The 25,473-nt window shown below is 38.2% G+C and carries 26 protein-coding genes and 1 pseudogene; 18 read left to right on the plus strand and 9 right to left on the minus strand.

Going from position 1 to position 25,473, the window contains the following annotated elements:
• The first annotated feature begins 81 nt into the window (after window positions 1–81).
• From porU to N4G44_RS14215, 3 genes are all read left to right on the plus strand, one after another.
• A complete protein-coding gene (gene porU, locus N4G44_RS14205) occupies window positions 82–3,981 on the plus strand; it encodes a type IX secretion system sortase PorU (protein ID WP_474927833.1) in 3,900 nt (1,299 codons plus the stop codon).
• Window positions 3,982–4,041: 60 nt separating this feature from the next.
• Window positions 4,042–5,205 carry a type IX secretion system outer membrane channel protein PorV gene (porV, locus tag N4G44_RS14210; protein WP_474927835.1) on the plus strand — a complete coding sequence of 388 codons (1,164 nt, stop codon included), beginning with the start codon at window positions 4,042–4,044 and terminating at the stop codon, window positions 5,203–5,205.
• 473 nt (window positions 5,206–5,678) lie between these two features.
• Window positions 5,679–7,943, plus strand: coding sequence for an FUSC family protein (locus tag N4G44_RS14215; RefSeq protein WP_474927837.1), 2,265 nt, complete (start codon window positions 5,679–5,681; stop codon window positions 7,941–7,943).
• On the opposite strand, the gene N4G44_RS14220 is transcribed toward N4G44_RS14215, so the two are convergent.
• Both N4G44_RS14220 and N4G44_RS14225 read right to left on the minus strand, forming a co-directional pair.
• Window positions 7,924–8,538 carry a 4'-phosphopantetheinyl transferase superfamily protein gene (locus tag N4G44_RS14220; protein ID WP_474927839.1) on the minus strand — a complete coding sequence of 205 codons (615 nt, stop codon included), beginning with the start codon at window positions 8,536–8,538 and terminating at the stop codon, window positions 7,924–7,926. The two genes, N4G44_RS14215 and N4G44_RS14220, sit on opposite strands and share 20 nt — an antisense overlap.
• Window positions 8,539–8,742: 204 nt before the next feature.
• Window positions 8,743–9,273: a HugZ family pyridoxamine 5'-phosphate oxidase gene (locus N4G44_RS14225; RefSeq protein WP_474927841.1), complete on the minus strand. Its 531-nt coding sequence runs from the start codon at window positions 9,271–9,273 to the stop codon at window positions 8,743–8,745.
• A gap of 166 nt (window positions 9,274–9,439) precedes the next feature.
• Here N4G44_RS14225 and ahcY point away from each other — a divergent pair, with 166 nt between their 5' ends.
• Entirely contained in the window at window positions 9,440–10,753 is a 1,314-nt protein-coding gene (gene ahcY / locus N4G44_RS14230) for an adenosylhomocysteinase (protein ID WP_474927843.1), read from the plus strand.
• Window positions 10,754–10,923: 170 nt separating this feature from the next.
• Here ahcY and N4G44_RS14235 read toward each other — a convergent pair whose 3' ends face one another.
• A complete protein-coding gene (locus tag N4G44_RS14235; RefSeq protein ID WP_474927844.1) occupies window positions 10,924–11,121 on the minus strand; it encodes a hypothetical protein in 198 nt (65 codons plus the stop codon).
• A gap of 103 nt (window positions 11,122–11,224) precedes the next feature.
• On the opposite strand from N4G44_RS14235, the gene yiaA reads away from it, so the two are divergent.
• On the plus strand, window positions 11,225–11,617 hold the full coding sequence (yiaA, locus tag N4G44_RS14240) for an inner membrane protein YiaA (RefSeq protein ID WP_474927846.1): 393 nt from the start codon (window positions 11,225–11,227) through the stop codon (window positions 11,615–11,617).
• A gap of 107 nt (window positions 11,618–11,724) precedes the next feature.
• Here yiaA and purE read toward each other — a convergent pair whose 3' ends face one another.
• Entirely contained in the window at window positions 11,725–12,228 is a 504-nt protein-coding gene (gene purE, locus N4G44_RS14245) for a 5-(carboxyamino)imidazole ribonucleotide mutase (RefSeq protein ID WP_474927847.1), read from the minus strand.
• A gap of 199 nt (window positions 12,229–12,427) precedes the next feature.
• On the opposite strand from purE, the gene N4G44_RS14250 reads away from it, so the two are divergent.
• From N4G44_RS14250 to N4G44_RS14280, 7 genes and pseudogenes are all read left to right on the plus strand, one after another.
• Window positions 12,428–12,568 (plus strand): bacteriocin-like protein, encoded by a 141-nt coding sequence (locus N4G44_RS14250; RefSeq protein WP_155859177.1) that lies wholly within the window; start codon window positions 12,428–12,430, stop codon window positions 12,566–12,568.
• A gap of 141 nt (window positions 12,569–12,709) precedes the next feature.
• A pseudogene (locus tag N4G44_RS14255) lies at window positions 12,710–13,614 on the plus strand (DMT family transporter).
• 214 nt (window positions 13,615–13,828) lie between these two features.
• Window positions 13,829–14,395, plus strand: coding sequence for a hypothetical protein (locus N4G44_RS14260; RefSeq protein WP_474927849.1), 567 nt, complete (start codon window positions 13,829–13,831; stop codon window positions 14,393–14,395).
• A gap of 10 nt (window positions 14,396–14,405) precedes the next feature.
• Window positions 14,406–16,031, plus strand: a complete 1,626-nt coding sequence (locus tag N4G44_RS14265) for a cation:proton antiporter (protein ID WP_474927851.1) — start codon at window positions 14,406–14,408, stop codon at window positions 16,029–16,031.
• Window positions 16,028–16,528: a hypothetical protein gene (locus N4G44_RS14270; protein WP_474927853.1), complete on the plus strand. Its 501-nt coding sequence runs from the start codon at window positions 16,028–16,030 to the stop codon at window positions 16,526–16,528. Before N4G44_RS14265 ends, N4G44_RS14270 begins: the two co-directional genes overlap by 4 nt.
• A gap of 26 nt (window positions 16,529–16,554) precedes the next feature.
• Complete coding sequence (locus N4G44_RS14275; RefSeq protein ID WP_474927855.1) at window positions 16,555–16,884, plus strand: hypothetical protein; 330 nt, start codon at window positions 16,555–16,557, stop codon at window positions 16,882–16,884.
• A 46-nt stretch (window positions 16,885–16,930) separates the two neighbouring features.
• Window positions 16,931–17,122: a hypothetical protein gene (locus N4G44_RS14280; RefSeq protein WP_474927857.1), complete on the plus strand. Its 192-nt coding sequence runs from the start codon at window positions 16,931–16,933 to the stop codon at window positions 17,120–17,122.
• 52 nt (window positions 17,123–17,174) lie between these two features.
• On the opposite strand, the gene N4G44_RS14285 is transcribed toward N4G44_RS14280, so the two are convergent.
• Both N4G44_RS14285 and N4G44_RS14290 read right to left on the minus strand, forming a co-directional pair.
• Complete coding sequence (locus tag N4G44_RS14285; RefSeq protein ID WP_474927859.1) at window positions 17,175–18,287, minus strand: 5-(carboxyamino)imidazole ribonucleotide synthase; 1,113 nt, start codon at window positions 18,285–18,287, stop codon at window positions 17,175–17,177.
• A gap of 41 nt (window positions 18,288–18,328) precedes the next feature.
• A complete protein-coding gene (locus N4G44_RS14290) occupies window positions 18,329–18,880 on the minus strand; it encodes a DUF1543 domain-containing protein (protein WP_474927862.1) in 552 nt (183 codons plus the stop codon).
• 85 nt (window positions 18,881–18,965) lie between these two features.
• Between N4G44_RS14290 and N4G44_RS14295 the strand changes: the two genes are divergently transcribed.
• Window positions 18,966–19,796, plus strand: a complete 831-nt coding sequence (locus tag N4G44_RS14295) for a sulfite exporter TauE/SafE family protein (protein WP_040998788.1) — start codon at window positions 18,966–18,968, stop codon at window positions 19,794–19,796.
• The gene (locus N4G44_RS14300; protein WP_474927864.1) at window positions 19,796–20,179 is read left to right on the plus strand and encodes a DUF1634 domain-containing protein; all 384 of its coding nucleotides are present in this window, start codon (window positions 19,796–19,798) and stop codon (window positions 20,177–20,179) included. The genes N4G44_RS14295 and N4G44_RS14300 overlap by 1 nt, the downstream gene beginning before the upstream one ends.
• Before the next feature lie 2 nt (window positions 20,180–20,181).
• Here N4G44_RS14300 and gloA2 read toward each other — a convergent pair whose 3' ends face one another.
• Together gloA2 and N4G44_RS14310 are read right to left on the minus strand one after the other, a co-directional pair.
• Complete coding sequence (gene gloA2, locus N4G44_RS14305) at window positions 20,182–20,559, minus strand: SMU1112c/YaeR family gloxylase I-like metalloprotein (protein WP_474927866.1); 378 nt, start codon at window positions 20,557–20,559, stop codon at window positions 20,182–20,184.
• 53 nt (window positions 20,560–20,612) lie between these two features.
• A complete protein-coding gene (locus N4G44_RS14310) occupies window positions 20,613–21,053 on the minus strand; it encodes a nuclear transport factor 2 family protein (protein WP_474927868.1) in 441 nt (146 codons plus the stop codon).
• A 130-nt stretch (window positions 21,054–21,183) separates the two neighbouring features.
• Between N4G44_RS14310 and N4G44_RS14315 the strand changes: the two genes are divergently transcribed.
• Window positions 21,184–22,266 carry an endonuclease/exonuclease/phosphatase family protein gene (locus N4G44_RS14315; protein WP_474927870.1) on the plus strand — a complete coding sequence of 361 codons (1,083 nt, stop codon included), beginning with the start codon at window positions 21,184–21,186 and terminating at the stop codon, window positions 22,264–22,266.
• A gap of 109 nt (window positions 22,267–22,375) precedes the next feature.
• Here N4G44_RS14315 and N4G44_RS14320 read toward each other — a convergent pair whose 3' ends face one another.
• On the minus strand, window positions 22,376–23,662 hold the full coding sequence (locus tag N4G44_RS14320) for an adenylosuccinate synthase (RefSeq protein WP_474927871.1): 1,287 nt from the start codon (window positions 23,660–23,662) through the stop codon (window positions 22,376–22,378).
• A 219-nt stretch (window positions 23,663–23,881) separates the two neighbouring features.
• Here N4G44_RS14320 and N4G44_RS14325 point away from each other — a divergent pair, with 219 nt between their 5' ends.
• The 3 genes from N4G44_RS14325 (at window position 23,882) to N4G44_RS14335 (ending at window position 25,456) form a co-directional block, all read left to right on the plus strand.
• Window positions 23,882–24,130 carry a type II toxin-antitoxin system ParD family antitoxin gene (locus N4G44_RS14325; protein ID WP_474927872.1) on the plus strand — a complete coding sequence of 83 codons (249 nt, stop codon included), beginning with the start codon at window positions 23,882–23,884 and terminating at the stop codon, window positions 24,128–24,130.
• Complete coding sequence (locus tag N4G44_RS14330; RefSeq protein WP_474927874.1) at window positions 24,130–24,429, plus strand: type II toxin-antitoxin system RelE/ParE family toxin; 300 nt, start codon at window positions 24,130–24,132, stop codon at window positions 24,427–24,429. The genes N4G44_RS14325 and N4G44_RS14330 overlap by 1 nt, the downstream gene beginning before the upstream one ends.
• Before the next feature lie 79 nt (window positions 24,430–24,508).
• Window positions 24,509–25,456, plus strand: a complete 948-nt coding sequence (locus N4G44_RS14335; protein ID WP_474927875.1) for an alpha/beta fold hydrolase — start codon at window positions 24,509–24,511, stop codon at window positions 25,454–25,456.
• Window positions 25,457–25,473 lie beyond the last annotated feature (17 nt).

Consider the following 25,473-nt stretch of genomic DNA (forward strand, 5'->3'; position numbering starts at 1 on the left):
TTAACAAATTAATTTTATTGTATCACAATTTAATTCTAAAATTTTCATTTTATTTGTAATTCAGAAATTTCAATAATAAACATGAAACAAAAAATCACCTTTTTATTACTAATCTCTTTTGTATCAACACTTTGGGCTCAGAGAAAAGCCATAGAATGGGAAGGCTCTAAAATCCAAGATTTTGGTGACACAAAATTAAATCTTCCAAATTTCAAAAATGAAGGTTTTTCGTTCAGCCAAAATAATGTTTTTATTATAACTAAACAAAAAATAGGAGAAAAGCAGCTAAAAGTTTCGGATCTGGCCTGGGAAAGCGTTTCCGGCAAGGAATTGTATGATCTGGACAAAGGCAGACTGCCGGATTATGAAATTGCAGATATTGCTTATTATACATTGGAAGGAGAAAGATATGCCAGCATCAGCGTTGCTTTGTTTAAGAATGTAAAAGGACGTGTTCAAAGACTTTCTTCATTTAATATTTCTGAAACATCAGCTCCCAACGATTTTAGATCGGGAAATGCCAATAAAGTGGGAACTACTGCCAATCCCCTTTCGAGCGGCAACTTTTATAAGATTAAAGTAGACAGATCGGGAATATTTAAAATCACCACCCAGTTTTTAAAAGATAACGGTATTAATCCGGCTTCTGTAAATCCGAAAAATTTCAGGATTTATGGAAATGGCGGTATCATGCTTCCGGAACATAATCAGGATACGAAATACAGCGCGCTTCAGGAAAATGCCATTCAGGTGGTAGGTGAAGAAGATGGCGTATGGAACGACGGTGACTATGCCTTGTTTTATGCTCAGGGACCGAACGGATACAATCTTTATGATACGTCCAATGGAAACGGGTTTAAAAGAATCGACACAAGAACGGACAGAAGCAACAATCTTAAAAATATATATGATGATTTCTCTTACTACTTCATCAATTTTGATAAAGGTTTAGGTAAAAGAGTACAGCCTGTTGATGTAAACCTGCCTGCCGGTAACCTGATCACAAGGTTTGATAATTATCAGGTAATCAACAACGATCAGAAGAATCTTTTAAAAGTAGGTAGAATCTGGGTGGAAGAAGCACCTTTTACAACAGATAAAGCAGTGACCTTCACTACCAACTCACCAATACAGGGTGGAGATGTTATAAAATACAGAACACAGGTCGTAGGTTACAGAGCCCAGCAGAATACTATTGAGTTTAAGATCAACAACCAAAATCCGGTCACCCAGACTGTCCCGGCCAATACTCCTACTTACGGGTTTGATTTTTATCAGCTGAAGTATGACGGAACGATATCCAACCTGAGCGGAAATCAGATTACCATTAATTATGCACCCAATATTTCTGTAAATCCAAATGGCGTTTTTCATTTTGATTATGCAGAGGTACAGTATAAAGAAAACCTGACTTTTAATGGTTCACAGCTTAGCTTCAGAGACTTTTCGCTTACCAGCGGAACCAATACCAATTACGGCTTCAGCATTTCCAATGCTGCAAACCTTGAGCAGGTATGGGATGTAACGGACATTACCAATGCCAACAGAAGGGTAAACAAAGCAGGCGCTGGCAGCTTCAATTTCGGTTATATTACTTCTGATCCGAATTTCAACAATGAGTTTGTAGCATTCCGTGCTGATGCAGCTTATAATCCACAGTTTGTGGAAAGAGTGGCCAATCAGAATCTTTCCGGACTTCAGAATGTAGATTACCTGATCATTACGGTTCCTGAAATGATGGGACAGGCACAGAGACTGGCCAGCTACCATCAGACCAAAAACAATTATACGGTAGAAATCGTAGACGCAGCTAAAATTTATAATGAATTCGGAAGCGGAAGCAGGGATCTTACTGCAATAAGGGATTTCGTCACTAAGCTTAACAACAGTGGAAGACTTAAATATGTATTCATTTTAGGAGATGCTTCTTATGATTATAAAAACAGAATTTCCGGCAACTCCAATATCGTTTCCGGTTACCAGGGTGAGAACTCGGCAGATTTCGTTGGTTCTTTTGTAACGGACGATTATATTGTAATGACACAGCCGCAAACAGCATCTACCATTGAAAACAACCTTCCGGATATTCCTGTAGGCAGAATTCCTGCAGCCAATGTAACGGAAGCAGGGAACATGATCAGTAAAACGCTGGCTTATTACAATGCCCTTCCGGGACAGTCCTCCCCTTTCGGAGAATGGCGAATGAAGCTTGATTTTGTCGTGGACGATGATAAAGACGGCGGAAGCCCTTTCCACGAAGTGACCAATAATACGCTTGTCAATATTTTTGAGGTTCCGGGTCAACAGGATCTGAAAGAATATAATGTCAGAAAATTATATCTGGATGCTTTTCCGGCTCAAAGTACGGCAGCAGGACAAAGGTTCCCTCAGGTGACCCAGGCGATCTCCAATGATATCGGTAACAGCCTTTACCTATTCTATTTCGGGCATGGAGGTATTAACGGATGGGCACAGGAAAGGGTCTTAACAAGTACTGAGATTCAGAACTCCAATAATTTTTCCAATGTATACAGCAGATTCCCGTTTGTATCTACCATTACCTGTGAATTCACATTATGGGATGAGCCGAATACTTCTTCTGCAGGAGAACAGTTCATTAAGCTTAAACAGGGAGGAGCTGCTGCTATGATCACTTCAAGCCGTGCTATCGGGGTGGATTACGGACGTAACTTTACGGATCTTTACACTAAAAATATTTTCAAGCTGACCGCTGATGATTTTGAAACTTTAGGATATGCCCATTTAAATGCTAAAAAGCAAAAGGGAGCCAGCATTGACCACCTGAAGGTAAACTTCCTTGGGGATCCTGCCATGAAACTGAGCAGACCTCAGAGACAGCTTGTGATAGACAATATTGAATCTCCGGTTCCGGGACTGATCAGAGGTCTGGATTTTATTAAAGTAAAAGGACACATCAACAATCCGAACGGAACGGTGAACACTACATTCAACGGACGGGTTTCCATCAATATCTTTGATAAGAGATTAAACAAAAAAACGTTGAATAACGACGGCGTATTAGCTCCGGTTATGGATTACACGGAAGAAGGAAGTGCTATTGTTAAAGCTTCCGGAACAGCGGTAAACGGAGTATTCACTGTAGAATTTTATGTTCCTAAAGACATCAACTATGCCGTGGGGCAAGGAAGAATACTTGGATATGCAGACAATAGAGTAACCGATGTATTCAATAACCAGCCGGTACAGGTAGGTGATATCAACCCGAACGGAATCAATGATAATGAACCTCCAAAAGTAAAGCTGTATATGAATAACACCAACTTTGCTGATGGCGGAATTACCAACCAGAATCCGATGCTTTTAGCCTGCGTTACCGATGATACGGGAATAAACTCTACCGGATCCGGCGTAGGCCACGACATTACGGTTTATCTTGACGGGCAGATTATCAACACGGTTGTTTTGAATGATTTCTTTGCTTCAGGTGAAGGAAACGGATGTCTGAACCCGGGCCTTGCAGACTATCAGAAAGGAAATGTGACCTACCCTTTCAGGAACCTTGCGATAGGCCAGCACCAATTAACATTTAAAGTTTGGGATATAAACAATAATTCGACAACTGCTACGTTAAACTTTGAAGTTAAGGACGAGACCGACCAGCATCTTATAATCAACAGACCGCTGAACTGGCCGAATCCGTTTACCAATAAAACCTACATCCAGTTTGAGCACAACTGCGATGATATTCTAGATGTAAATGTTCAAATTTATACAATTACAGGAAAATTGGTAAGAACATTATCTCAGCCGGTAGTTGCAGAACCATTCCTACAGGGCTTTAGAACGCCACGTCAGGCAATAGAATGGGACGGAAGAGATGATTTTGGGGCAACTGTTGCAAAAGGTACGTATATTTTTAAGATATTTGCAAAAAGTCAAAATCAAGAAAAATGCAAAGGAAGTGCTACAGCTGTAGAAAAAATGGTACTTTTGAAATAAATTAAATAATACATAGACAATAATTGTTATAAAAAACTGATAATATATAAAAGACAACATATGAATTTAACTACTAAACTGCTTTTGGGATTTGGTTTAAGTGCTGGTTTTTTAGGCTATTCGCAAGATTTAAGTAAAATAAATCCAGTATTAACCGGGGCTCCTTTCCTGAGAATTGCGCCAGATGCAAGATCTGGAGGTATGGGAGACCAAGGGGTGGTAACATCACCGGATGCATTTTCACAATTCTGGAATGCGGCAAAATATCCTTTTAGCAGAACAAGTTCTTCCATTGGTCTTAACTACACGCCTTATATGGGAAAACTTACCAATGATGTATTTTTACTATATGGTGCATTCCATAAATTTTTAGGACAGGAAGAAAGATCTACAATTTCTGCAAGTATCTATTATTTCAATATGGGTGAAGTAGACCTAACCCAATTGGTAGGTTCAGAAGTAACTTCTATGGGTACCTCAAAACCTAATGAATTCTCCATCGACGTTGCCTACGGTCTGAAACTTTCCGATTCGTACTCCATGGCCGTTACCGGTAGATTCATCCGTTCAGATTTAGCCGGAGGTTTCAATACAGACACCACCCTTAAAGCTGCCAACAGTTTTGCAGTAGACGTTTCAGGATACTATACCTCTCCAAAATTCTCAAGTTTCGGAGGATATGACGGTAAAGTAAATGCCGGTTTTGCTGTTCAGAACTTAGGTCCTAAACTAGACTATACCGGAAATGAAGAATCAAGATCTTATCTTCCTACAATGGCCAGATTAGGTATTGGATATGATATGTATCTGGATGATTTGAACAAAATCGGTCTTAGTGTAGAAGGTTCAAAAATCCTGGTTCCGGGATCCGAGTATGTAGGAATAGACCCTAATACAAGACAGCCGAGATATGAAATTCCTAACGTAGGTGTAATGGCCGGAATCGGAAAATCTTTCAAAAACAAGAACAGTATCATGTACAGCGGTGCTTTGGAATATTCTTATGACAATGCGTTTGCAGTAAGAACAGGTTACTTCCACGAAAGTGAAGAGCAGGGAGCAAGACAGTTCGCTACAGCAGGTATCGGATTAAAATACCGTTCTTTCGGACTTGATATTTCTTATCTGATCAATATGTCAAAAGTAAATACTGCTTTGGATAACACCCTTCGTTTCGGTCTTACCTGGAACATTGGTGATGAAACATCCAATGTAGATTATTAAGAATATTATACAATATAAAAAAAGCCTCATTTGATGAGGCTTTTTTTATGTCAATAGTGAATGAGCTACGCTGTCAGTTTGCTTCGCAGTGAATCTGTAAAATAGAAATTACATTGTGAATGATCAATGGACAATAATCAATAATTTTATTTCAGTTATAAACCGCTTATGTTCTTCCAGATTGACTATTCACTTGCGAAGCAAAATTCACTATTCACCTTAACAAACAAATAGTACAATCCATCATATCAATTTTAATGTAAACCTAATCTCCTAAATTCACCACTCACTTGCGAAGCAAGATTCACAATTCACTTTTCAAACGGCAAACATTCCAATTTCAGCATTAAATTTGTATTACCCCATTCGTTTCAATTACCCATTAACAATTGATTACAGAAATATAATATATAAGTTTGCAAAAGTCCTATTTTTATAAGGCTTTTCTTATTTTCAATAATTAATTTTGTAGGATGAACTATTCAGCAGAACTCAAAAAATTCGTTACCAGCCAATATGTATATTCTGCGATCAGAATTACGCTGGCAACCGTTCTGCCCTGTTTAGTCCTCGCCCATTTCGGGATCCTTAAAGAATATTTTCTTTTTCCTTTGGGAACCAGCTTTGTGGCGCTTTGTGACCAGCCCGGCCCTTTTATCAGAAGAAGAAACGCACTTACATTTGCTATTTTCTGTTTTGTTTTTGTAGCGCTTATTGCCAGTCTCGTCATGAACTTTAAAGTGCTGGTCATTCTGGAAATCATAATATTCGGAATGTTTTTCTCCCTCATTGGTGTTTATGGGCAGAGGCTTGCCGCTGTGGGATCATTATCTCTTGTCGTGCTGGCTATTTTTATCGACGGACATCTCACCGGAAGTAATATTTTTAAGAGCCTGCTCATTTTTGCATCCGGTTGTACCTGGTTCCTTCTGATTTTCCTGGTAGTTACTACCATTCAGCCCTACAAACTTGCCAGCCAGATGATTGGTGAAAATTACCTTCAGCTTGCTGAATTTTTAAAAATAAAAGCCAATTATTATCAGAAAAATCCGGACTTCGACAGGCTGACCATCCAGGTTATTGCCAAGCAGGTCGGAATTAAAAACCTTCAGGAAGAAACTAGGGAAACCGTTTTCAAGACCAGAACCATTGTTAACGAATCTACAACAACCAGCCGTCTTTTAATGCTGATGTTCCTGAATTCCATGGACCTTCATGAAAAGCTGATGACTTCGGAAAGTGATTACCAGAAGCTGCAGCAGAGCTTTGAAGACAGTATGATCCTTGTCAACATCCATGATTACCTCAACCTGCTTGCTGATGAAATTACCAATATCGGGATTTCGCTTCAGATAGGAACGAGAGCAAAACCTATGGCCGATCTGGAGCTTGAACTGAAAAACCTCAACTATCATTATTTTGAACTCCGCAACAAACAGCTGACTCCTGATAATCTGGAAAACTTCATGATCCTGCGCCAGATCCTGATGCGAATTAATGAAATCACCAAGGAGATCAACGAGATCTATAAAGTATTTTCACAGAATATAAAGCTGGCAAAAAGTCTTTCCACAGGGCTAGATTTAAAAAAGTTCATGCCTAATGAGGAGAAGCTGAATTTTAAGGTTTTAAGGAATAATATATCGCTTTCATCATCCCATTTCAGGCACGCGATAAGGATTACCACAGCCCTGCTGGTAGGATATCTTTTCTCGATGTTCGATTTCCTGGGACTTGGCCATACGTACTGGATACTTATTACCATTACCGCCATATTGAAGCCCGCCTACTCTATTACCAAAAAGCGGAACCTTCTCCGGCTTTACGGAACCATTGCGGGAGCTGTTATTGCCTATGCGATTTTACATTTTATTGATATCAAGGGGCTATTATTTTCTATTTTGCTCTTGAGCATGATTATGTGTTTCAGTTTTCTGAAAGGCCGTTACTTTTGGGCGGTCCTGTTCATGACGATTTACGTATTCCTGAGTTTTAATTTTTTAAATCCCGGAAATGTAAATGTGATCTTTAAAGACAGAATTCTTGATACCTTCATTGCCGGTGTGATTGCTTTTGCCGTGTCTTATATTGTTCTTCCGGTGTGGGAGCATACTCAGAATCTGGATCTGATGAAGAAATCTGCGGCAGATAACCTGATCTATTTTGAAAGTGTGATCTCCAAATTCTTAGATGGAAATTTTGATATTGAAGATTATAAGGTAAAGCGGAAAAATGCCATCATTTCCCTGGCCAACCTCTCTGATAACTTCCAGAGAATGATCTCTGAGCCTAAAAATCAGCAGAAAAAACTGGAAGTGGTACATCAGTTTGTTGCCACTTCGCATCTGATTACAGCCTACACCGCATCTTTATCCCAGTATTCTAAAAACAATGAAAAATATCCTGAGATAGATGCTGAAAGCTGGAGCAGAAAGATAGAAGCAGAAATGCAGCAGACCTCTGTTTTGCTGAACGGGAATGAGATCAATGAAGCGTTAAAAATGGAAAGCCGTCTCGAACCGGAAGATTCTTCCATTGAAGACATGATTTTGAAAAGAAAAACGGAAATAGAGGAAAACGATGTTGTTGACCGAAGAGATCCGGATAAAATTTCACATTTAACGGAACTTAAAAACATCCATGATATTCTGGAGCTGATCTATGATGTGGCTAAAGAACAGAGAAAAGTCATCGAAAAATACAAAAACGAAACCGATCCTACTCCTCCACAATCGTAAAGCAGTAATCATCAAAAAATTCCACTCTCGCTTTGAACTCGTCTGAAAACTGCTCATCATAAACCCTGCAGCTTATTTTATGAAGGTGCTTAAGCTCAAAAGGCTTTACTTCATAGTTTTTCTTCAGAGACCAGTATTTCGAGTGATGAATCTTATACATACTTTCCTTTACACTCCAGATAATAGTATAAAACGTCACAGAATTATTTTCAGGAATGAAACCTCTTTCATTTTCGTAGGTAAATTTATCGATAACCCTTAAAATCTTAGGATTGAATTTTTCGATATCAATCCCTATTTTATTTTTGGAAATGGCAATCGCAGCAAAAGGAAATGAATGGGTAATGGAAATCTCTGCATCTTGAGGAGCCAGGAACGGTTCCCTTTCTTTGTATAAAATTTTTGAATGCGGCTTTAAACCTTTTAAAAGTTTACGCACCATTAATACTTCCAGAAGTTTTTTAGGATGATAATCTTTTACCTTTTCGGCATTTTCAGGTTCCAGGAGCTCGTGGATATCAAGTTCTTCGCTGTCATCATATTTCCATACGAGGATTGTGGCATTATCATCTGAAAAATCTCGGTAAAGGGGCATCGTTTTTTTATTCGATAAAAGTAGTGAAAAGATGTGGAAGTTGAAAGGGATTGGAGACGGATGCAGAAGATGGAAATTCCCTACAGCCTACAAAACAACCTTAGACTTTAATTAATAGAATTTTTTATCAAAAAAACAGAAGTTCCTTAGCTTAATCTTTATAAACTTCCATCTTCCCGCATCCGTCTCCCTTCTTCCTTCTTTTTATTTCGACTGATGATTCACATCATTTCTATGCTCAAGGATCTCAAGATTCTCATTTACAAAATAGGCGCTTCCGAAGCCATTTACATAAGAACCTTTTACCGGCTGCAAAGCAATTAGGATAAAATCCCCCATTTCAGCAATAACATCAACGACTTTTCCGTGAGTTTTCTTTAGTTTGTCAACAACTGTATTCCAGGTTTCCGAATCTCTTTCTATTTGTGAAGGTATTGTTTCAAGGGTTAATCTTTCACGGGCATAAATCTGTTTGGTAGCCGATTCATCCTCGATGAACATCACTGAAGCTTTTCTTCCGTCAGCAAGATTTTTCGTGTGTTTTGCCATAAAAGAAACCAAAATATAGAGTGTATTTTCTATCTGTACAAAAGGGGCATAGCTGGAATTAGGGTTTCCTTCCGGATCTACCGTAGCCAAAATCACACTTCCGGTACGTTCTATCAGTTCTTTTACTTTTGGAGTTACCGGCTTTGCTTTTCTGTTAATTTCTTCCTGAGTATGGGTATGGTTCATAATATAAAATTTTATCCGAACAAACATAGTTATTTATATTAAGACTAAATAATATTAATAACTGTTTAATCTCATCATTTGAACTTGATCCGCCGTTTTTTTATCTTAATTATTAATTGTAATTTTGCATTTCGTTATCAACTGAATTTAAATTTATTCATTACATATGAGTACTACAACACAATACGTTCCTTACAAAGTGAAGGACATCTCCCTAGCAGAATGGGGAAGAAAAGAAATTACCCTTGCCGAAGCAGAAATGCCAGGTTTGATGTCTATCCGTGAAGAATACGGACCATCCCAACCTCTGAAAGGAGCAAGAATCGCAGGATGTCTTCACATGACGATCCAAACTGCTGTGCTTATCGAGACTTTGGTGGCTTTAGGAGCTGAAGTTACTTGGTCTTCTTGTAATATTTTCTCTACTCAGGACCATGCTGCTGCTGCTATTGCTGCTGCCGGAATTCCTGTTTATGCCTGGAAAGGTCTGAACGAAGAAGAGTTTGACTGGTGTATTGAGCAGACTTTATTCTTCGGTGAAGACAGAAAGCCGTTGAACATGATTTTGGATGACGGTGGAGATTTAACAAACATGGTGTTTGATAAATACCCTGAATTCACAAAAGATATCAAAGGGCTTTCCGAAGAAACCACTACAGGAGTACACAGACTGTACGAAAGAATGAAGAACGGAACTCTGGTAATGCCTGCCATCAACGTAAATGACTCAGTAACTAAATCTAAATTCGACAACAAATACGGATGTAAAGAATCTGCAGTAGATGCTGTAAGAAGAGCTACAGACGTTATGCTTGCCGGAAAAAGAGTGGTAGTTTGCGGATACGGAGACGTTGGTAAAGGTACTGCTGCATCTTTCAGAGGAGCAGGTTCTATTGTTACCGTTACTGAAATCGATCCAATCTGTGCGCTTCAGGCTGCAATGGACGGTTACGAAGTAAAGAGACTGGATACAGTGGTAGACAATGCTGATATCATCATCACTACTACAGGGAACTTCAACATTGTAAGAGGAGAGCATTTCCTTAAAATGAAAGACAAGGCAATCGTTTGTAACATTGGTCACTTCGATAATGAAATCGATATGGCTTGGTTAAACAAAAACTACGGTTCTACAAAATCTGAAGTGAAGCCTCAGGTAGATATCTATACGATCGAAGGTAAAGAAGTAATTATCCTTGCAGAAGGTAGACTTGTTAACTTAGGATGTGCAACAGGACACCCAAGTTTCGTAATGTCGAACTCTTTCTCTAACCAGACTTTGGCTCAGATTGAGCTTTGGAACAACTCTGCTGCTTACAAAAATGAAGTGTATATGCTTCCTAAGCATTTAGATGAGAAAGTAGCTGCTTTACACCTTAAAAAATTAAGCGTTGAACTGGAAACTCTTTCTCCGGAACAGGCTGAATATATTGGTGTAGATGTAAAAGGGCCATTTAAGCCTGAATACTACAGATACTAATATTTTTTAATCTTAATATAATAAAAGGCTTTTCAGGTTTCTGGAAAGTCTTTTATTTTTTCTGCTATTTTTTAACGCAAAGGACCAATATTATGTTGTAAATTTGAGGAAGCAAAGAAGGAATCAACAAGTTGATTCAGTTAAGCGGACGCTCTATTTCAGTTGCTTAATCACGGCGTAGCCTTACTCTTTGCTTTCTCAAAATAAGAGCTGTCTTTCATAAAACCCTTTGCGTCAAAAAATATTTCTTTACTAATCAGTTCTTTTTTAAGGAGCTGTTTCCCGCTATCCGCTCTTACTCCTCGCGCCCAACCCCAGCCGTTCTGCTGCGGGGTAACCGCTCCTATCGGGGCTAAGACGGCAATCACACATCGGCAATTCTCCGTATTTTACCCATATTTTTCACTGTATTGCGGCTAATTCTTTAAAAAATGAATATATTTAGCCCCTTAAACAAAAACATCATAATCAATGAAAAAACAAAAAGTCTCGAATGCATTCGTAGCCGCATCCTGGATAGCATTAGGAGCAGGAATGATAGGTTTTATCGTAGGTCTTGCCAGAGCAGAAATGCAGCTAAATGAAAAAGGATACTATTTTACCATACTGCTGTATGGTCTGTTTGCCGTAGTTTCTTTGCAGAAAGCAGTTCGTGACCGGTTAGAAAACATTCCGGTAACAGATATTTATTACGGAATATGCTGGTTTGCTACCCTGTCTTCCATTGTGCTGCTGGCTGTAGGACTTTGGAATGCCACCATCCTTCCGAGTGAAAAAGGATTTTATGCATTTGCGTTTCTCCTTGCTCTCTTCGGTGCCATTTCCGTTCAGAAAAATACCAGAGACAATATGATCCAGGAATAAAATAAAACGCTCCAAATCCGGAGCGTTTTTATATTTCATTTCTGTTGACCAAATAATAGTAACCCACGTGACTTAAAAAATTCACAGTTGACTATTCACAATTGCCCCTATTTATCATACTGGTTAGGATGCTTTGCTTTAATATCATCCACCGTTCCCAATACTTTATCTTTTAAAGAGTCCTGGTATTTCTGAAGGTTTTCAGCAATCACTTCATCTGCACTTCCTAAGATTTTCACGGCTAATATTCCCGCATTCAAAGCTCCGTTTAAGGCTACTGTTGCCACAGGAATTCCACCCGGCATCTGAAGGATAGACAATACAGAATCCCATCCGTCAATAGAATTACTCGATAGAATAGGAACTCCGATCACGGGTAATGTTGTGCAACTGGCGACCATTCCCGGAAGGTGTGCAGCTCCTCCTGCTCCTGCTATAATTACTTTAAGACCCCTATCCTTTGCTGTTTTCGCATAATCAAACATTCTTTCAGGAGTTCTGTGTGCCGAAACTACTGTCAGTTCGTATGGAATATCAAGGCTTTTCAGAAAATTTGCAGCCTGTTCCATGATTGGCAGATCGCTTTGGCTGCCCATAATAATTCCTACCATCTTCAATTTTTATTAGATGGTCAAAGATAAAAAAATATAACCTTTTATTATGCATTTATTGCTGCCCTTTCAGACAAGAAATGATGAAAAATATTTCACTTTATACAATTAGATAAAGAAGTTAAACTGTGTTAATTTTGATTCGTCATTATCATTTTTTTCCAATATTTGTTTTACCAACAACATAAAATTACTTGTAATGAAAAATTTAAAAAAGCTTAAAAAAGAAGAATTAAAAAAGGTTTTAGGAGGTATGGAGCCCTGTAAATTCCAACTTTGTTTTAGAAACGGCAAGTGGACATGTGTTCCTTTTGATACATGCGGAGGATTCGAACCTTAAAAAACAAAGAGAGTACATTTTGAATGTACTCTTTTTTATTTTATACTTTATCAGTTCTTCTGTACCTCCAAAAAATACAACAACTGTACCCATTCGCTTTATTTCATAACAGGTATATTTGTCCGTTATACCTGATTCACCTTGAAAGATTATAAATTCATTTTTGCCGTTCTCACGGTGGCTCTTGTTTGGGGAACTACATTTCTGGCGATCCGTGTTGCTGTAGAAACAATTCCCGCATGGTTTGTAGCCGGGATACGTCAGTTTCTGGCAGCCATGATTATGCTTACCATCCTTCTTTCAAAAAAGAATTTAAATGGATAGGCTGGAAAAACTTTAGATATCAGGTTATTTTTGCGTCCCTTATGCTTGTGGTAGCGAATGGAATGACAACTGTTGCGGAAGAAACCGTATCCAGCAGCCTCGCTTCATTAATCAGTGCATGCTCCCCGATCGTTGTATTTTTGGGAAGTGTGGCTGTTGGTCTTCAGAAATTCAGTTTGCGAGCTCTTGCAGGTGTTCTTTTATGTTTCAGCGGAATCCTGTTGATCTTCTGGGACGGAATACAGGACCTGGCGAATCCACAATACAGAACTGGAATGATCTTCCTTTTCTGCGCGATTGCCGGTTGGGCCTCGGGAACTATTTTTACAAAAAAACTCAATATCCAGAGTGGCAATATTACCCTGAACCTGTTTTATCAGTTCCTGTTTGCAGGACTAGTACAGATTATGTTTGCCTTCTTTTTTTCAGAGAATTATAATTTCGAAAACTGGAGCTTTAAAAGTATTTCAGCAATGCTTTATCTGGCCGTATTTGGTTCCGTTGCCGCTTTTTTTGCTTTCCACTATGCCTTAACCAAAATTTCCCCCGTACAGGTTTCTATCCTTGCTTATGTGAATACGATCATTGCTATATTTCTGGGATGGCTTATTATGGACGAAAAAATTTCCCTCAAATTTATCCTGGCAGCAGTGATGATCATATGCGGTGTTTTCATTATCAATTACAAACCCGAAATGTTCAGAAGACAGAAGACTCTATAAGAAAACAAACAGGTTTCTGCTGAAACAAAAAAACAATGATACCCACTTCCATATTCCCCTCCTCCGGAGGGGTGGCGAAAATTCAAAGAATTTTTGACGGGGTGGTTTACAACACAATCCAATCAATAAAAATTTCCCCATTTACATCTCCCACACAGGTAAATTTCATATTTTCCTTATTTTTCCCTATATTGTTTACACCAACATCGACAATATGCTGAAAAACACATTTTTTATACTTTTTGCTGGTTCTTTTCTATTAATTAGCTGTGATTATAAAGAAAAAGAAAAAAGCCTCATAGAAAGAGAAAAGCAATTACTGGAAAAAGAAAAACTATTTGCAAAAAAAGAATCCGAATATCAGTCTCTTTTAAAAATGAGAGACAGCATCTTCTCTAAAAAAGATTCTGTTAAGATAGTCCTGTGGCCAGAAGAAATCTCCGGTCCCTGGACAGGAAAAGTAATCTGTACAGAATCCAACTGCAGTGATTATGTGGTAGGCGATCAGCGTACGGATATCTGGGAATTCGACAGTGATTCTATTCATTTATCTACAAAAATCATCAATAACAATAATCTGGTAAGGCTCTATTCCGGCAAATTTGAAAATAATGAGATCAGACTTAATTTCAAAACAGATTCCACTTCCCAGAAAAAAGTAGAGATGAATGTTCTGCTGAATGATATTTCCGACACCAAATTGAAAGGAACAAGAACCATTACAACTGATAACGGCTGTACCGCCAAGTTTTCCGTCGAATTAGTACGTTCCACAAAATAAAAAAACACCTATGATTTTACTGAGTATACATAATCTGAGTTTTCCTATAGAAGATCCGGTCTTAAAATTCCTGTTGGTACTGGTTATCATCCTTGCCGCTCCCCTGCTTTTGAATAAAATCAAAGTTCCGCATCTGCTGGGGCTTATCATTGCCGGAGCAGTAATCGGGCCTAACGGGTTTAATGTGCTGGCAAGGGACAGCAGTATTGTGGTAACGGGAACTACCGGCCTCCTTTACATCATGTTTCTGGCAGGTTTAGAAATTGATATGGGCGATTTTAAAAAGAACAAATGGAAAAGCCTCACCTTCGGAATTTATACCTTTGCCGTCCCTTTTGTATTAGGTTATCTGGGCGGATATTATCTCCTGGGATTCTCAATGCTTACCTCCATCCTTTTTGCCAGTCTTTTTTCATCCCATACCCTGATTGCCTATCCGCTGGTCAGCAAACTGGGAATCGCCAAGAACAAAGCGGTCAATATTACGGTAGGCGGAACGATGATCACAGATATTATGGCCCTTTTGGTACTTGCGGTAATCGTGGGAATGTCACAAGGTGATGTAGGTACGGAATTCTGGGTTAAACTCTCCGTTTCATTTATTGTTTTCGCTTTAATTGTTCTGATAGTATTTCCGATTATAGGACGCTGGTTCTTCAAAAAAGTGGATGATAAGATTTCACAATATATTTTTGTCCTTGTGATGATCTATCTAGCCGCGATGCTTGCAGAATTAGCAGGTGTGGAAGCTATTATCGGGGCATTCTTTGCAGGATTGGCTTTAAACAGGCTTATTCCTCATACCTCGTCGCTCATGAACAGGGTAGAATTTGTAGGAAATGCCATATTCATCCCTTTTTTCCTGATCAGCGTGGGAATGCTTATTGATTTCAAAGTTTTCTTTAAAAGCTGGGAAACCCTGGAAGTTGCAGGAATTATGCTTGTTGCCTCTATCGGAGGGAAATATCTTTCAGCGGTAATGACACAAAAGACCTTCAGATTGTCCAAAGAAGAAGGAAAACTTATTTTCGGACTAAGTTCGGCGTCTGCAGCAGCTACATTAGCCTCAGTAATGGTAGGATACAATATTATTCTTTCAGAAACTGAAACCGGCGAACCGGTAAGACTATTGAATGAACACGTACTGAACGGAAGCATTCTTCTGATCCTTATTTCCTGTACGATTTCTTCATTCATCTCTATGGCCAGTGCTCAAAAGATTGCAGAAAGCGATAATGAAGATACGGTTTCGGGCAACACCCATGAAGAGGAAAATATATTGTTAGCCATCAACCACGAAGAAACCGTGGAAAGAATGGTAAACCTTGGAATCCTGATCAAAGCCCATTCAAATACTGAAAATTTATTTGCTTTAAACGTCATTAATGAAGATAAAAATGAATCTTCCGTAAAGAATGCTGAAAAACTTCTTCATCAGGCAGCAGATGCAGCTGCGGCGGCTGACGTTAAAATGCAGGCTCTTAAAAGATATGATAATGATGTCATCAATGGAGTGAAAAATGTAATTAAGGAACAGAATATTACCGATCTAATCATCGGTCTGGAAGATGAGAAAGGCTTCTCCCTTCTTTTGTATACAATCTTTACAGCGGGTATCTTCAGAATGATGATGTGAACGTACTGGTTTACCATGCAGCACAGCCGCTTTCCACCATAAAAAAATATGCCGTCATGATTCCGGAAAACGCTCATAAAGAGGCCGGATTCTTTCATGCCTTGCTAAGAGTATGGAATATTGCAAGAAATTCCGGAGCCAGTGTGGTTTTCTATGCTCCTGAAAACATTCTGGACATTCTCCAGAAGATCGTAAAGAAAGCAAATATAGAAGCAGAATTTATCATTATGAGCACCTGGCAGGACGGTGAAAAAACCGCTGCAAAACTGAAGGAAGATGAAGCTTTGATTGTTCTGATGGCGAAACGCGGTATGAAATCTTATATTCCGAGAATGAGGCTTATTCCTGAATTATTGAACAAATACTTAAATGACAATAATTATTTGCTGATCTTTCCATTTTCAGAGTTTGACGAAAACAGCCCGGAAATACGCTCTGTAGGTAATCATGATGATTTTGTGGAAATTGGAAACGTGATTCAGAAGATTTTTAAGTAGTCTAAAAATATTTCTATATTTAATTCATGAAAAAATTATTTCCAGTAATTATTTTATTATTCATCAACTGTAAAGATCAAAAACAAAATATAACTTCAGATCCAAAAATAGAACAATCAGTAATGTCTGAAATTAAATATGGTAAAAAATTTTTTGATTATAATGAGATAGATTATTATCAAATTGAGACCAGAAAAGATGAAATTACAGAGTTAGATCAAAATCAGAGTAAATCAAAAGTTGATAAACTTAAATATCAGTTAATATCTGGTGAAACGCCAGAAAATATTAATGATCTTGATTTTCTGAATTATATGGATAAAATTGGTTATTTGAAGACAAATCAATCCTTCTAAATTTGAGAACATCAATAAAATATTTGTTGAGAAACCAGAAGAAGAAATGGTTGTTGCCGCTTGTGTTCCAGTTTTCAGGGATATTCTGGTTTTTAAAAAGAACGGTAAAGTTACAGGAATAGCTAAAATATGTTTTGACTGTCATCAATATCGTATGATTGGAACAGATGCCAATACAAAAAATTTTGGTTCAGATAATGACTATTCGCAACTTGGAAATATTCTAGATAACATTTAATAATAAAAAGACTGCTTTATCAAGCAGTCTTTTCAAGTATTATAAGATTTATTTATTTTGAAATAACCTTTACCATTTCTTTTATCATCACCAGCTTTTCCATCAACTCTTCCCTGGAATCTGCCAGAACATTGATATGTCCCATTTTTCTTCCAGACTTGGTTTCGGTTTTTCCGTAAAGATGAACGTATGTTTTTGGTAATTTAAGGACCTCATCCATTCCTTCATAGATTACTTTTCCTGCATATCCTTCCGCTCCTACAAGGTTCAGCATTCCGCTGTATCCAATAGGGTCAGTATCAGCTAAAGGTAAATTTTTCACTACGCGGTACATCTGTTCAAACTGGGAATTGGCATTACCTTCCTGGCTCTGGTGACCGGAATTGTGCAGTCTCGGAGCCGCTTCATTGACCCATACTTTTCCGTTTTTATCGAGGAATAACTCGATGGCGAAAAGGCCCGGAGAATTAATTGCATTTAAGAATTTTTCTGTGATGGAATCAATCTGTTCTTCAATTTCTTTGGTTAAGAAAACAGGACAGATATTGAAATCCAGCAAATTCAGCTTCGGGTCGGCTACCATTTCCGTTACCGGAAAAGTTTTTGTTTCTCCGTTTTCATTTCTGGCAACAATTACAGAAAGTTCTTTGTCGATATCTACCAGTTTTTCAATCACAGAATCCTGTACCCAAAGATTTTTCATGTCGTCTGCCGTACGAATCACCTGAACTCCTTTTCCGTCGTATCCTCCCGTACTCATTTTCTGTACGAAGGGTAGCGGCATTTTAATTTCGTCAGAATTTCCGTCCATCACTTCAAATTCCGGGCTTGGAATGTCGTGGGCTTTATAAAATTGCTTCTGAAGAATTTTTTGCTGAATTGTTTTGATAATTTTAGAATTCGGAACCACTTTTATGCCCTGATTTTCAAGTTCAGCCAAAGCATCTGCATTTACATGCTCTATTTCAATGGTTACCACCTCTTTATCTTTTCCGAAATTCAACACCGTTTCATAATCATTAAAATTTCCCTGTGTAAAATGTGAGATATTACTGCACGGTGCATCAGAAGCCGGGTCCAGTGTATAAAACTGATCGTCATATTTCAGTGCGCTTTGTATCAGCATTCTTCCGAGCTGTCCGCCTCCTAAAATTCCTATTTTCATTCTTACTTTTATTTTTTCTATTAGATTTTATTTACGGAGATTTACTGAATTTTATCAATCTTTAAATATCCAAGTCCCATCGGGTTTTCCTGATTCTCCGCTTCGGATTTTGTCAGGACGATGGAATATTTTTCTTTCATTTTTTCAGGAAGGATATCATTAACGTTGAAAATATCGTCAATATCAACACCATGTTTATCATCAATATGGCTTACCGCACCTTCAAACCCCATCGTTGCATAAAATTCCGTTGCCTTTGCTCTTTTCACGATCTCTCCCATCGATTTTCCCACCATCAGGTGCTGCTCATGAAACTCTTCGAAAAAACCTTTCTTGTATCCTCCCAAATTAAGGAAATACAACTGGTTGTCTGACGCCTGACCTGTTTTCTCAACAATAGTCACTTCATATCCATCTGCAAATTTCACTTCCTGATAACAGTCTATGTGGATTTTTCCTTCTGCTTCTTTCCAGAAATCCTTCATATCGGGAACAAGATCTTTAAGATTTTCAGCGATCCCGAAAAAAACGTCATGCTGCTCGATATTCCTTCCCTTGGGCGTTGCACCGAGAATAATATAAAATAATTTCATTTCACTTTTCATATCTGCAAAAATACGTCAAATTTATCTTTTTTAAACGTTTGGCAGACTACCACAATAGTTTTATATTTGTAGCATGTCAGAAATCATCATTCTGTTTCTCGGCGCAGTTTCCGCCGGTCTTTTGGGTTCACTTACAGGTTTGGGAGGAGGAGTTATTATTATCCCTTTATTGACGCTGGGTTTCGGCGTTCCGATGCATTATGCCATTGGTGCTTCTTTAATTTCCGTAATCGGTACTTCTTCGGGAGCTGCTGTAGCTTTCGTAAAAGAAGGTTTTACCAATATGCGGATAGGGATGTTCCTGGAAATCGGGACTACCGCAGGAGCGATTATCGGAGCATTGGTTTCAGGAATGCTTAATCCCAACACCATCGGAATTATTTTCGCCAGTATCCTTTTATTGACGGTTGTTTTAAATCTTAAAGGAAAACCTGATCACCAGGAGCCATTAATAAAAGGAAGCCTTGAAGAAAAACTAAAACTGTACGGAACTTTTCCGGATAAAGGGGTGGTGAAAAGCTATTCTGCAAGAAATACCGTTCCTGGATTTCTGATGATGCTCTTTGCCGGTGCTATGTCCGGGCTTTTAGGAATCGGTTCCGGAGCACTTAAAGTTCTGGCAATGGATAATATGATGAAACTTCCGTTTAAGGTTTCTACGACAACGAGTAACTTTATGATTGGTGTAACTGCTGTAGCCAGTGCCCTGATCTACTTCCAGAGAGGAGAGATCATTCCGGTGATTGTAGCTCCGGTACTTATTGGTGTGGTAGTGGGAAGCTTTATCGGTTCAAAAACCCTGATGGTATCCAAAACGAAGAAATTAAAGGTGTTCTTTGCTATTGTGATCACTATCCTGGCAGTATATATGATGTATAACGGTATCAATAAAAGCTTCAGATAATGAGAAAGAATTTTACAGATGTGGATCTGAACCGTTCGGTAGGAAATCTTCTGAGACTGGGGGTTATTTTATCTGTAGCCACATCATTGATCGGTTTTATCAAGCTTTTCACTGAAGGCTTTAAAATGCCAGAGAAATATACTTCCCTGGACATGGGTTCCTCTTCCGAAAAAGTATGGGGAATGTTCTGGAATTCTTTATGCAAAGGAGAAGGTATGGCTATTATCCAGCTTGGAATCCTACTGCTGATCTTCACTCCTCTCGTAAGGATTATTTTTGCGCTGATCGGGTATTTAAAAGAAAAAGACTACGTTTATGTAGTCATTTCTTCCATTGTTCTGGCTATTATGGCCATCAGTTTCTTTACGGGTTACGCTCACTAATTTTACATTTCATAAAATTCCAGCGGAAGCTGATCCGGATCCTGGGTAAAGAAAAATTCTTTTCCGGTATATTCGTCTATACGGATATCTTCGCAGACAAGACCTTTTCTTACCAATTCCTCTCTCTTATCCTTTACATCCTCTACGGAAAAAGCCAAATGTCTTAAACCGCATGATTCGGGTCGGGACGGTCTTGGCGGAGGATCAGGAAATGAAAACAGCTCAATTACATAATGATCTCCGATAGCAAGATCAAGTTTGTACGACTGTCTTTCTTTACGGTAAACCTCACGGATGATATTTAAACCCAGAACTTCAGTATAGAATTTCTTTGAAACTTCATAATCCGAGCATATGACGGCAATGTGGTGAATCTTCATTTTAGAATATATTTTTTTCTTTCGACTGCATTTGAGATATATCAAATCTCCTGCTATTTTATTTCTTTACAGTTTTCTTTTCTTCTGGTATCGATAATGTATTGAATTTTCCATTCATTCTGCTGCCTGATCAATTGAAAGCTGTTTGCTCCGCAATGGGAAAATTTGCCTTTAAAAAAGAATGAATACGGTGTAAAAACACTGGCCAGCCCACCATCGGTATGAATGGCATCAACAGTAATCCTTTCATCCAGGTCATCTTTTGAAAATTTGGTAACTGAGGCTATAAATTCCTGTATATTTTCATTTTTTACAGTTCCGTCTTTAGTGATGGTCTGGAGAATTGCCCCTTCTGCAAAAGCAGATTTCACCAGCTCAGGATCGGCATTTTTCATTCCTGAAAATAGATTACGGATCGGTTTTTCTATCTCCTGATTCTGCTGTCCGAAGCATAAGGCACCAAAAACCAAAGTGATTGCAACAAGTTTATTCATATGAGTTGTCATTAATCGGATACCATAAAAGTAGGAAAAATATTATGAATTGTTAAAATTAGCAAGTTTAAAAAGTGAATTGTTTTGAATTGTTTAAAAATAGATTATTTTTATCCGTTTATTTAATACTATGTGGGGAATCTATTTGTTTTTAATTGCGCTGATGGTGGTGTTTACGATACTGCCTAAAATTCAGAGTTCCCATTGGATATTCAGGGTTCCGGAATTTGGTAAGATCCAGATTTTTTATATCGTCTTTTTTACATTTATTTTGGGTTTTCTGATTGAGAATCCTCAGAATTTCCTGTATTCGCAAGGTCTTTTGCTCCTGTTATTTGTGCATCACGGGGTAACTCTTGTAAAATATACGCCTCTTTATCCTGTAAAAAAACACAGGCAGCAGCACAAGTCTTCTCAGAAACTGCATTTTATTTCAGCCAATGTTTATCAGTTTAATAAGGAATATGACAGATTTATCAAGCTGATAGAAAAATACAGTCCCGAAATGTTTCTGACCATGGAAAGCAATGGCGAATGGGAACAGGCAATGAGGGTTCTTGAAAAAGAATATCCGTTCCAGCATAAGGAAACACTTGAAAATACCTATGGAATGCATTTCTATTCTAAAATTGAGATTAAAAGTGCAAAAACCCATTATTTTGTGGCAGATGATATTCCGAGCATAGAGGCTCATTTGAATACTGAGGATGGATTTTCATTTGTATTTTTCGGGGTGCATCCGCCTCCGCCGAGTCCTACTGAAGAGGAAACTTCCAAGGAAAGAGACGGTGATCTTCTCAGTGCAGCCAAAAGGGTTAAAGATATCCATGAGCCTGTTATTGTTGTGGGGGATTTTAATAATGTGGCATGGTCTAAATCATCTATCTTATTTAGAAAAACGAGTCATTTGATTGATCCGAGAATCGGGCGTTCTTTTGTATCTACTTTTCATGCGAAATACCGCCTGCTGAGATTTCCTATCGACCTGATGTTCCACAGTGAAGATATTTTTATCAAAGAACTGAAAACCCTTGAGAATTTCGGATCGGATCATCTCCCGGTTTATTGTGAGTTCTTTATTGATCATCATAATGAAGGGCAGGAAGAACAGGTTGAGGGCGCAACAGCGGAAGAGAAAGCTGAAGCAGAAGAAATGATACAGGAAGGAAAGGAAGAGGACGGAGAACGTGATGCAGTAGTAACTGAAGATTGAAATGTAAAGATTGACTGATCAATGATTTTCAGATCAGGCATTCTTTCTTGATTAAAATAAAAGAGACCACCCTGCGGATGGTCTCTTTTGTATTATGGTCATTCTACAATTAGAATAATTCTTTTCTGATAATGTTCTGACTTCTTTCAGGTCCTACAGAAACCAGGTATACGTTGATTCCTAAATACTTCTCAATAAACTCGATATATTTTTGAGCGGTATCAGGAAGTTCGTCATAACTTCTTGCTTTTGTAATATCTTCGTTCCAACCCGGTAAATCCTGGTAAATTGGCTCGTAGTTATACAATTTCTCGGTTGAAGAAGTGAAATAATCGATGATTTTTCCGTCTTCGGTCTTATAATGTGTAACCACTTTCAGGTTTTCAATTCCTGTAAGAACGTCTAATTTCGTAATGACAAGGTTATTGATCCCGTTGATCATACAAGCGTGCTTCAAAGAAACAAGGTCCAACCAACCCGTTCTTCTTGGTCTTCCTGTAGTGGCACCGAATTCTCCACCGATCTGTCTGATCTTTTCTCCCAATTCATTATCTAATTCGGATGGGAAAGGACCGTTTCCAACTCTTGTGCAGTATGCTTTTGCAACTCCAATAAGATTTTGAAGTGAAGTTGGAGGAACTCCTGCTCCTGAACAAACTCCTCCTGTAGACGGAGAAGATGAAGTTACGTAAGGGTAAGTTCCGAAGTCGATATCAAGCATCAAAGCCTGTGCTCCTTCGAATAAAACATTTTTACCGTCTCTGATTGCTTCGTTTAATTCCAGTTCCGTATCCACGATTCTGTCCTGAAGCTGTCTTCCGATTTCTAAATATTCGTTGTAAATTTCTTCAACGTCCAGGGTTGGTTTTCCGTAATATTTTTCAAAAAGAGAATTCTTGATTTTTAAGTTTTTCTCGATTTTGTCTCTCAGGATTTCAGGATTCAGAAGGTCGATCATTCTGATCCCCACTCTTGCAATTTTATCTTCATAGCAAGGTCCGATCCCTTTTTTCGTTGTTCCGATCTGTGTTCCGCCGTGTTCCTCTTCACGGTAAGTATCCAGAAGAATGTGGTAAGGCATGATGACATGCGCTCTTCTGCTGATGAAAATGTGATCAGTTTTCAAGCCTTTGCTTTCGATCTGATTCACCTCCTTAATGAAAGATTTAGGATTTACCACTACTCCGTTCGCAATGATACACTTCCCTTTGCACTGCAGTACACCGGAAGGAAGAAGGTGCAAAACGAATTTCTCTTCGCCTACATAAACCGTATGACCTGCGTTGTCCCCTCCCTGGAAACGAACAACATAGTCCGATTTAGCCGATAAAACATCCGTGATTTTCCCTTTACCTTCATCTCCATACTGAAGACCTACAACTACGTAAGTTGACATATTTTACTTTTATTTTAGATTCATGCAAAATTACTTTTTAAAAATAGGCTGGGCAAATTATGAGGGGATTTTATTTTTGGGGTGGGTGGAAATCATGTGGTTGAGGGAATATATATAGTTCCATTGATAGCTTTTTTTGAATATAACTGCTTTCATTTTATTTATTATCGTTTTAAAATTATACCAAAAATTGGTATATTTGAATTAAATTAAAATACAATGGCAAAAAATACATCCATCTTATTGGGAGATTACTTCGATAATTTCATCAGTGAACAAATAAAATCCGGTAAATATTCTTCCGCAAGTGAAGTAATAAGAAACGCCTTAAGGCTGTTCGAATATGAAGAATCTAAGAAGAATGAATTAATCAATGAATTAAAAAAAGGAGAAAAATCTGGCTTTGCTGAGAGTTTCGACCGCAAAGATTTTCTAAAAAATCTTCATCAAAAACATTCTGTCAAATAATGAAGTACAGAATAAGTAATGAAGCATTAAATGATTTAGAAAAAATCTGGCTGTATACTTTTGAAAACTGGTCATTAAAACAGGCAGACCATTATTTTAATTTAATTATGAACGAAATTGAATATCTGACTAACAACCCGGAATCAGGAAAAGATTATAACAAAATCAGAAAAGGATATTTCCGTTCAAGGGTAAAGTCACATTTTATATTCTACAAAATCAATGGGAAAGATGATGAAATTGAAATCATCAGAATTCTTCATCAGCAAATGGATATTTCAACCAGATTAGATGAATAGAACCTATAATAATATTTAAGTGGAGTTATTAATTCCGTATATTTAGAGTTGTCTTCTGAAATCATAAAGACAAACCGCCATGACATCACAAAAATCATCTTACTTCTCTCCCGGACCCAGCGAAACAAAGCTTTTCCACACCTTTTTCATTCCTGCTGAAGTTCCCGTAAAAGCCACTTTACTCATCATCCATGGCATGCAGGAACACAGCGGAAGATATTCAGAGATCGCCACTTATTTTGCAAACCACGGGCTCGCCGTACTCACGTATGATCACGTGGGACATGGTAAATCCGTAAAAGATAAAAAAGACATCGGATTTTTCCAGCTGGATCAACCCGATGAAAAACTGATTTCGGATGCAGAAGCGATGAGTGAATATCTTCACCAACACTATCCGGATATGCCTCATTTTGTTCTTGGACATTCCATGGGATCGTTTGTTACCCGCTGCCTTCTTCAAAAATCCAGTGGCAAATTTGCCGGAGCGGTAATTGTTGGAACCGGTGGTCCTCTGGCTGGCATCAGTCTTATAAAAGGCTATCTTTCATTAGCCAACAAAATAACGCCTCATCATCCAACTTATCTCAATACGCTTTTTAATATTGTTAATAACAAGCGTTTCAGAAAAGATAAAGATTTCAGCGATACAAGCTGGCTCAGTGTAAACCCAGCCAACAGGAAAGCTTTCACCGAAGATGAGCTTTGTGGTGTCCCGTTTACCAATAATGCTTTTTATGCGCTGTTCAGTATTTACAAAAAAGCTACGGCAAGAAGCTGGGCCGTTTCTATTCCAAAATCCTTCCCTTTCCTTTTCATCAGTGGTCAGAATGATCCTATCGGGGATTTCAGCAAAGGCGTCATCCAAACTGTTAATCTTTTGAAGCAGGACGGATTCAAAGATGTAAACACTAACATCTATCCCGAAATGCGCCACGAAATTCTCAACGAAGCCATCAGGGAAGAAGTTTTGAATGATATACTCCGATGGATCTCAAAAACAGTCGCTTTAGATGAGACATTATAATTTCAGATTTAAAACTT

Source organism: Chryseobacterium sp. GTID13, from assembly GCF_056172655.1.

What these genes read in the sequence shown, in the direction of transcription:
- porU (WP_474927833.1), top strand. Translation starts at nt 82, where the DNA reads ATGAAACAAAAAATCACCTTTTTATTACTAATCTCTTTTGTATCAACA.
- porV (WP_474927835.1), top strand. Translation starts at nt 4,042, where the DNA reads ATGAATTTAACTACTAAACTGCTTTTGGGATTTGGTTTAAGTGCTGGT.
- N4G44_RS14215 (WP_474927837.1), top strand. Translation starts at nt 5,679, where the DNA reads ATGAACTATTCAGCAGAACTCAAAAAATTCGTTACCAGCCAATATGTA.
- N4G44_RS14220 (WP_474927839.1), bottom strand. Translation starts at nt 8,538, where the DNA reads ATGCCCCTTTACCGAGATTTTTCAGATGATAATGCCACAATCCTCGTA.
- N4G44_RS14225 (WP_474927841.1), bottom strand. Translation starts at nt 9,273, where the DNA reads ATGAACCATACCCATACTCAGGAAGAAATTAACAGAAAAGCAAAGCCG.
- ahcY (WP_474927843.1), top strand. Translation starts at nt 9,440, where the DNA reads ATGAGTACTACAACACAATACGTTCCTTACAAAGTGAAGGACATCTCC.
- yiaA (WP_474927846.1), top strand. Translation starts at nt 11,225, where the DNA reads ATGAAAAAACAAAAAGTCTCGAATGCATTCGTAGCCGCATCCTGGATA.
- purE (WP_474927847.1), bottom strand. Translation starts at nt 12,228, where the DNA reads ATGGTAGGAATTATTATGGGCAGCCAAAGCGATCTGCCAATCATGGAA.
- N4G44_RS14250 (WP_155859177.1), top strand. Translation starts at nt 12,428, where the DNA reads ATGAAAAATTTAAAAAAGCTTAAAAAAGAAGAATTAAAAAAGGTTTTA.
- N4G44_RS14260 (WP_474927849.1), top strand. Translation starts at nt 13,829, where the DNA reads ATGCTGAAAAACACATTTTTTATACTTTTTGCTGGTTCTTTTCTATTA.
- N4G44_RS14265 (WP_474927851.1), top strand. Translation starts at nt 14,406, where the DNA reads ATGATTTTACTGAGTATACATAATCTGAGTTTTCCTATAGAAGATCCG.
- N4G44_RS14275 (WP_474927855.1), top strand. Translation starts at nt 16,555, where the DNA reads ATGAAAAAATTATTTCCAGTAATTATTTTATTATTCATCAACTGTAAA.
- N4G44_RS14280 (WP_474927857.1), top strand. Translation starts at nt 16,931, where the DNA reads ATGGTTGTTGCCGCTTGTGTTCCAGTTTTCAGGGATATTCTGGTTTTT.
- N4G44_RS14285 (WP_474927859.1), bottom strand. Translation starts at nt 18,287, where the DNA reads ATGAAAATAGGAATTTTAGGAGGCGGACAGCTCGGAAGAATGCTGATA.
- N4G44_RS14290 (WP_474927862.1), bottom strand. Translation starts at nt 18,880, where the DNA reads ATGAAATTATTTTATATTATTCTCGGTGCAACGCCCAAGGGAAGGAAT.
- N4G44_RS14295 (WP_040998788.1), top strand. Translation starts at nt 18,966, where the DNA reads ATGTCAGAAATCATCATTCTGTTTCTCGGCGCAGTTTCCGCCGGTCTT.
- N4G44_RS14300 (WP_474927864.1), top strand. Translation starts at nt 19,796, where the DNA reads ATGAGAAAGAATTTTACAGATGTGGATCTGAACCGTTCGGTAGGAAAT.
- gloA2 (WP_474927866.1), bottom strand. Translation starts at nt 20,559, where the DNA reads ATGAAGATTCACCACATTGCCGTCATATGCTCGGATTATGAAGTTTCA.
- N4G44_RS14310 (WP_474927868.1), bottom strand. Translation starts at nt 21,053, where the DNA reads ATGAATAAACTTGTTGCAATCACTTTGGTTTTTGGTGCCTTATGCTTC.
- N4G44_RS14315 (WP_474927870.1), top strand. Translation starts at nt 21,184, where the DNA reads ATGTGGGGAATCTATTTGTTTTTAATTGCGCTGATGGTGGTGTTTACG.
- N4G44_RS14320 (WP_474927871.1), bottom strand. Translation starts at nt 23,662, where the DNA reads ATGTCAACTTACGTAGTTGTAGGTCTTCAGTATGGAGATGAAGGTAAA.
- N4G44_RS14325 (WP_474927872.1), top strand. Translation starts at nt 23,882, where the DNA reads ATGGCAAAAAATACATCCATCTTATTGGGAGATTACTTCGATAATTTC.
- N4G44_RS14330 (WP_474927874.1), top strand. Translation starts at nt 24,130, where the DNA reads ATGAAGTACAGAATAAGTAATGAAGCATTAAATGATTTAGAAAAAATC.
- N4G44_RS14335 (WP_474927875.1), top strand. Translation starts at nt 24,509, where the DNA reads ATGACATCACAAAAATCATCTTACTTCTCTCCCGGACCCAGCGAAACA.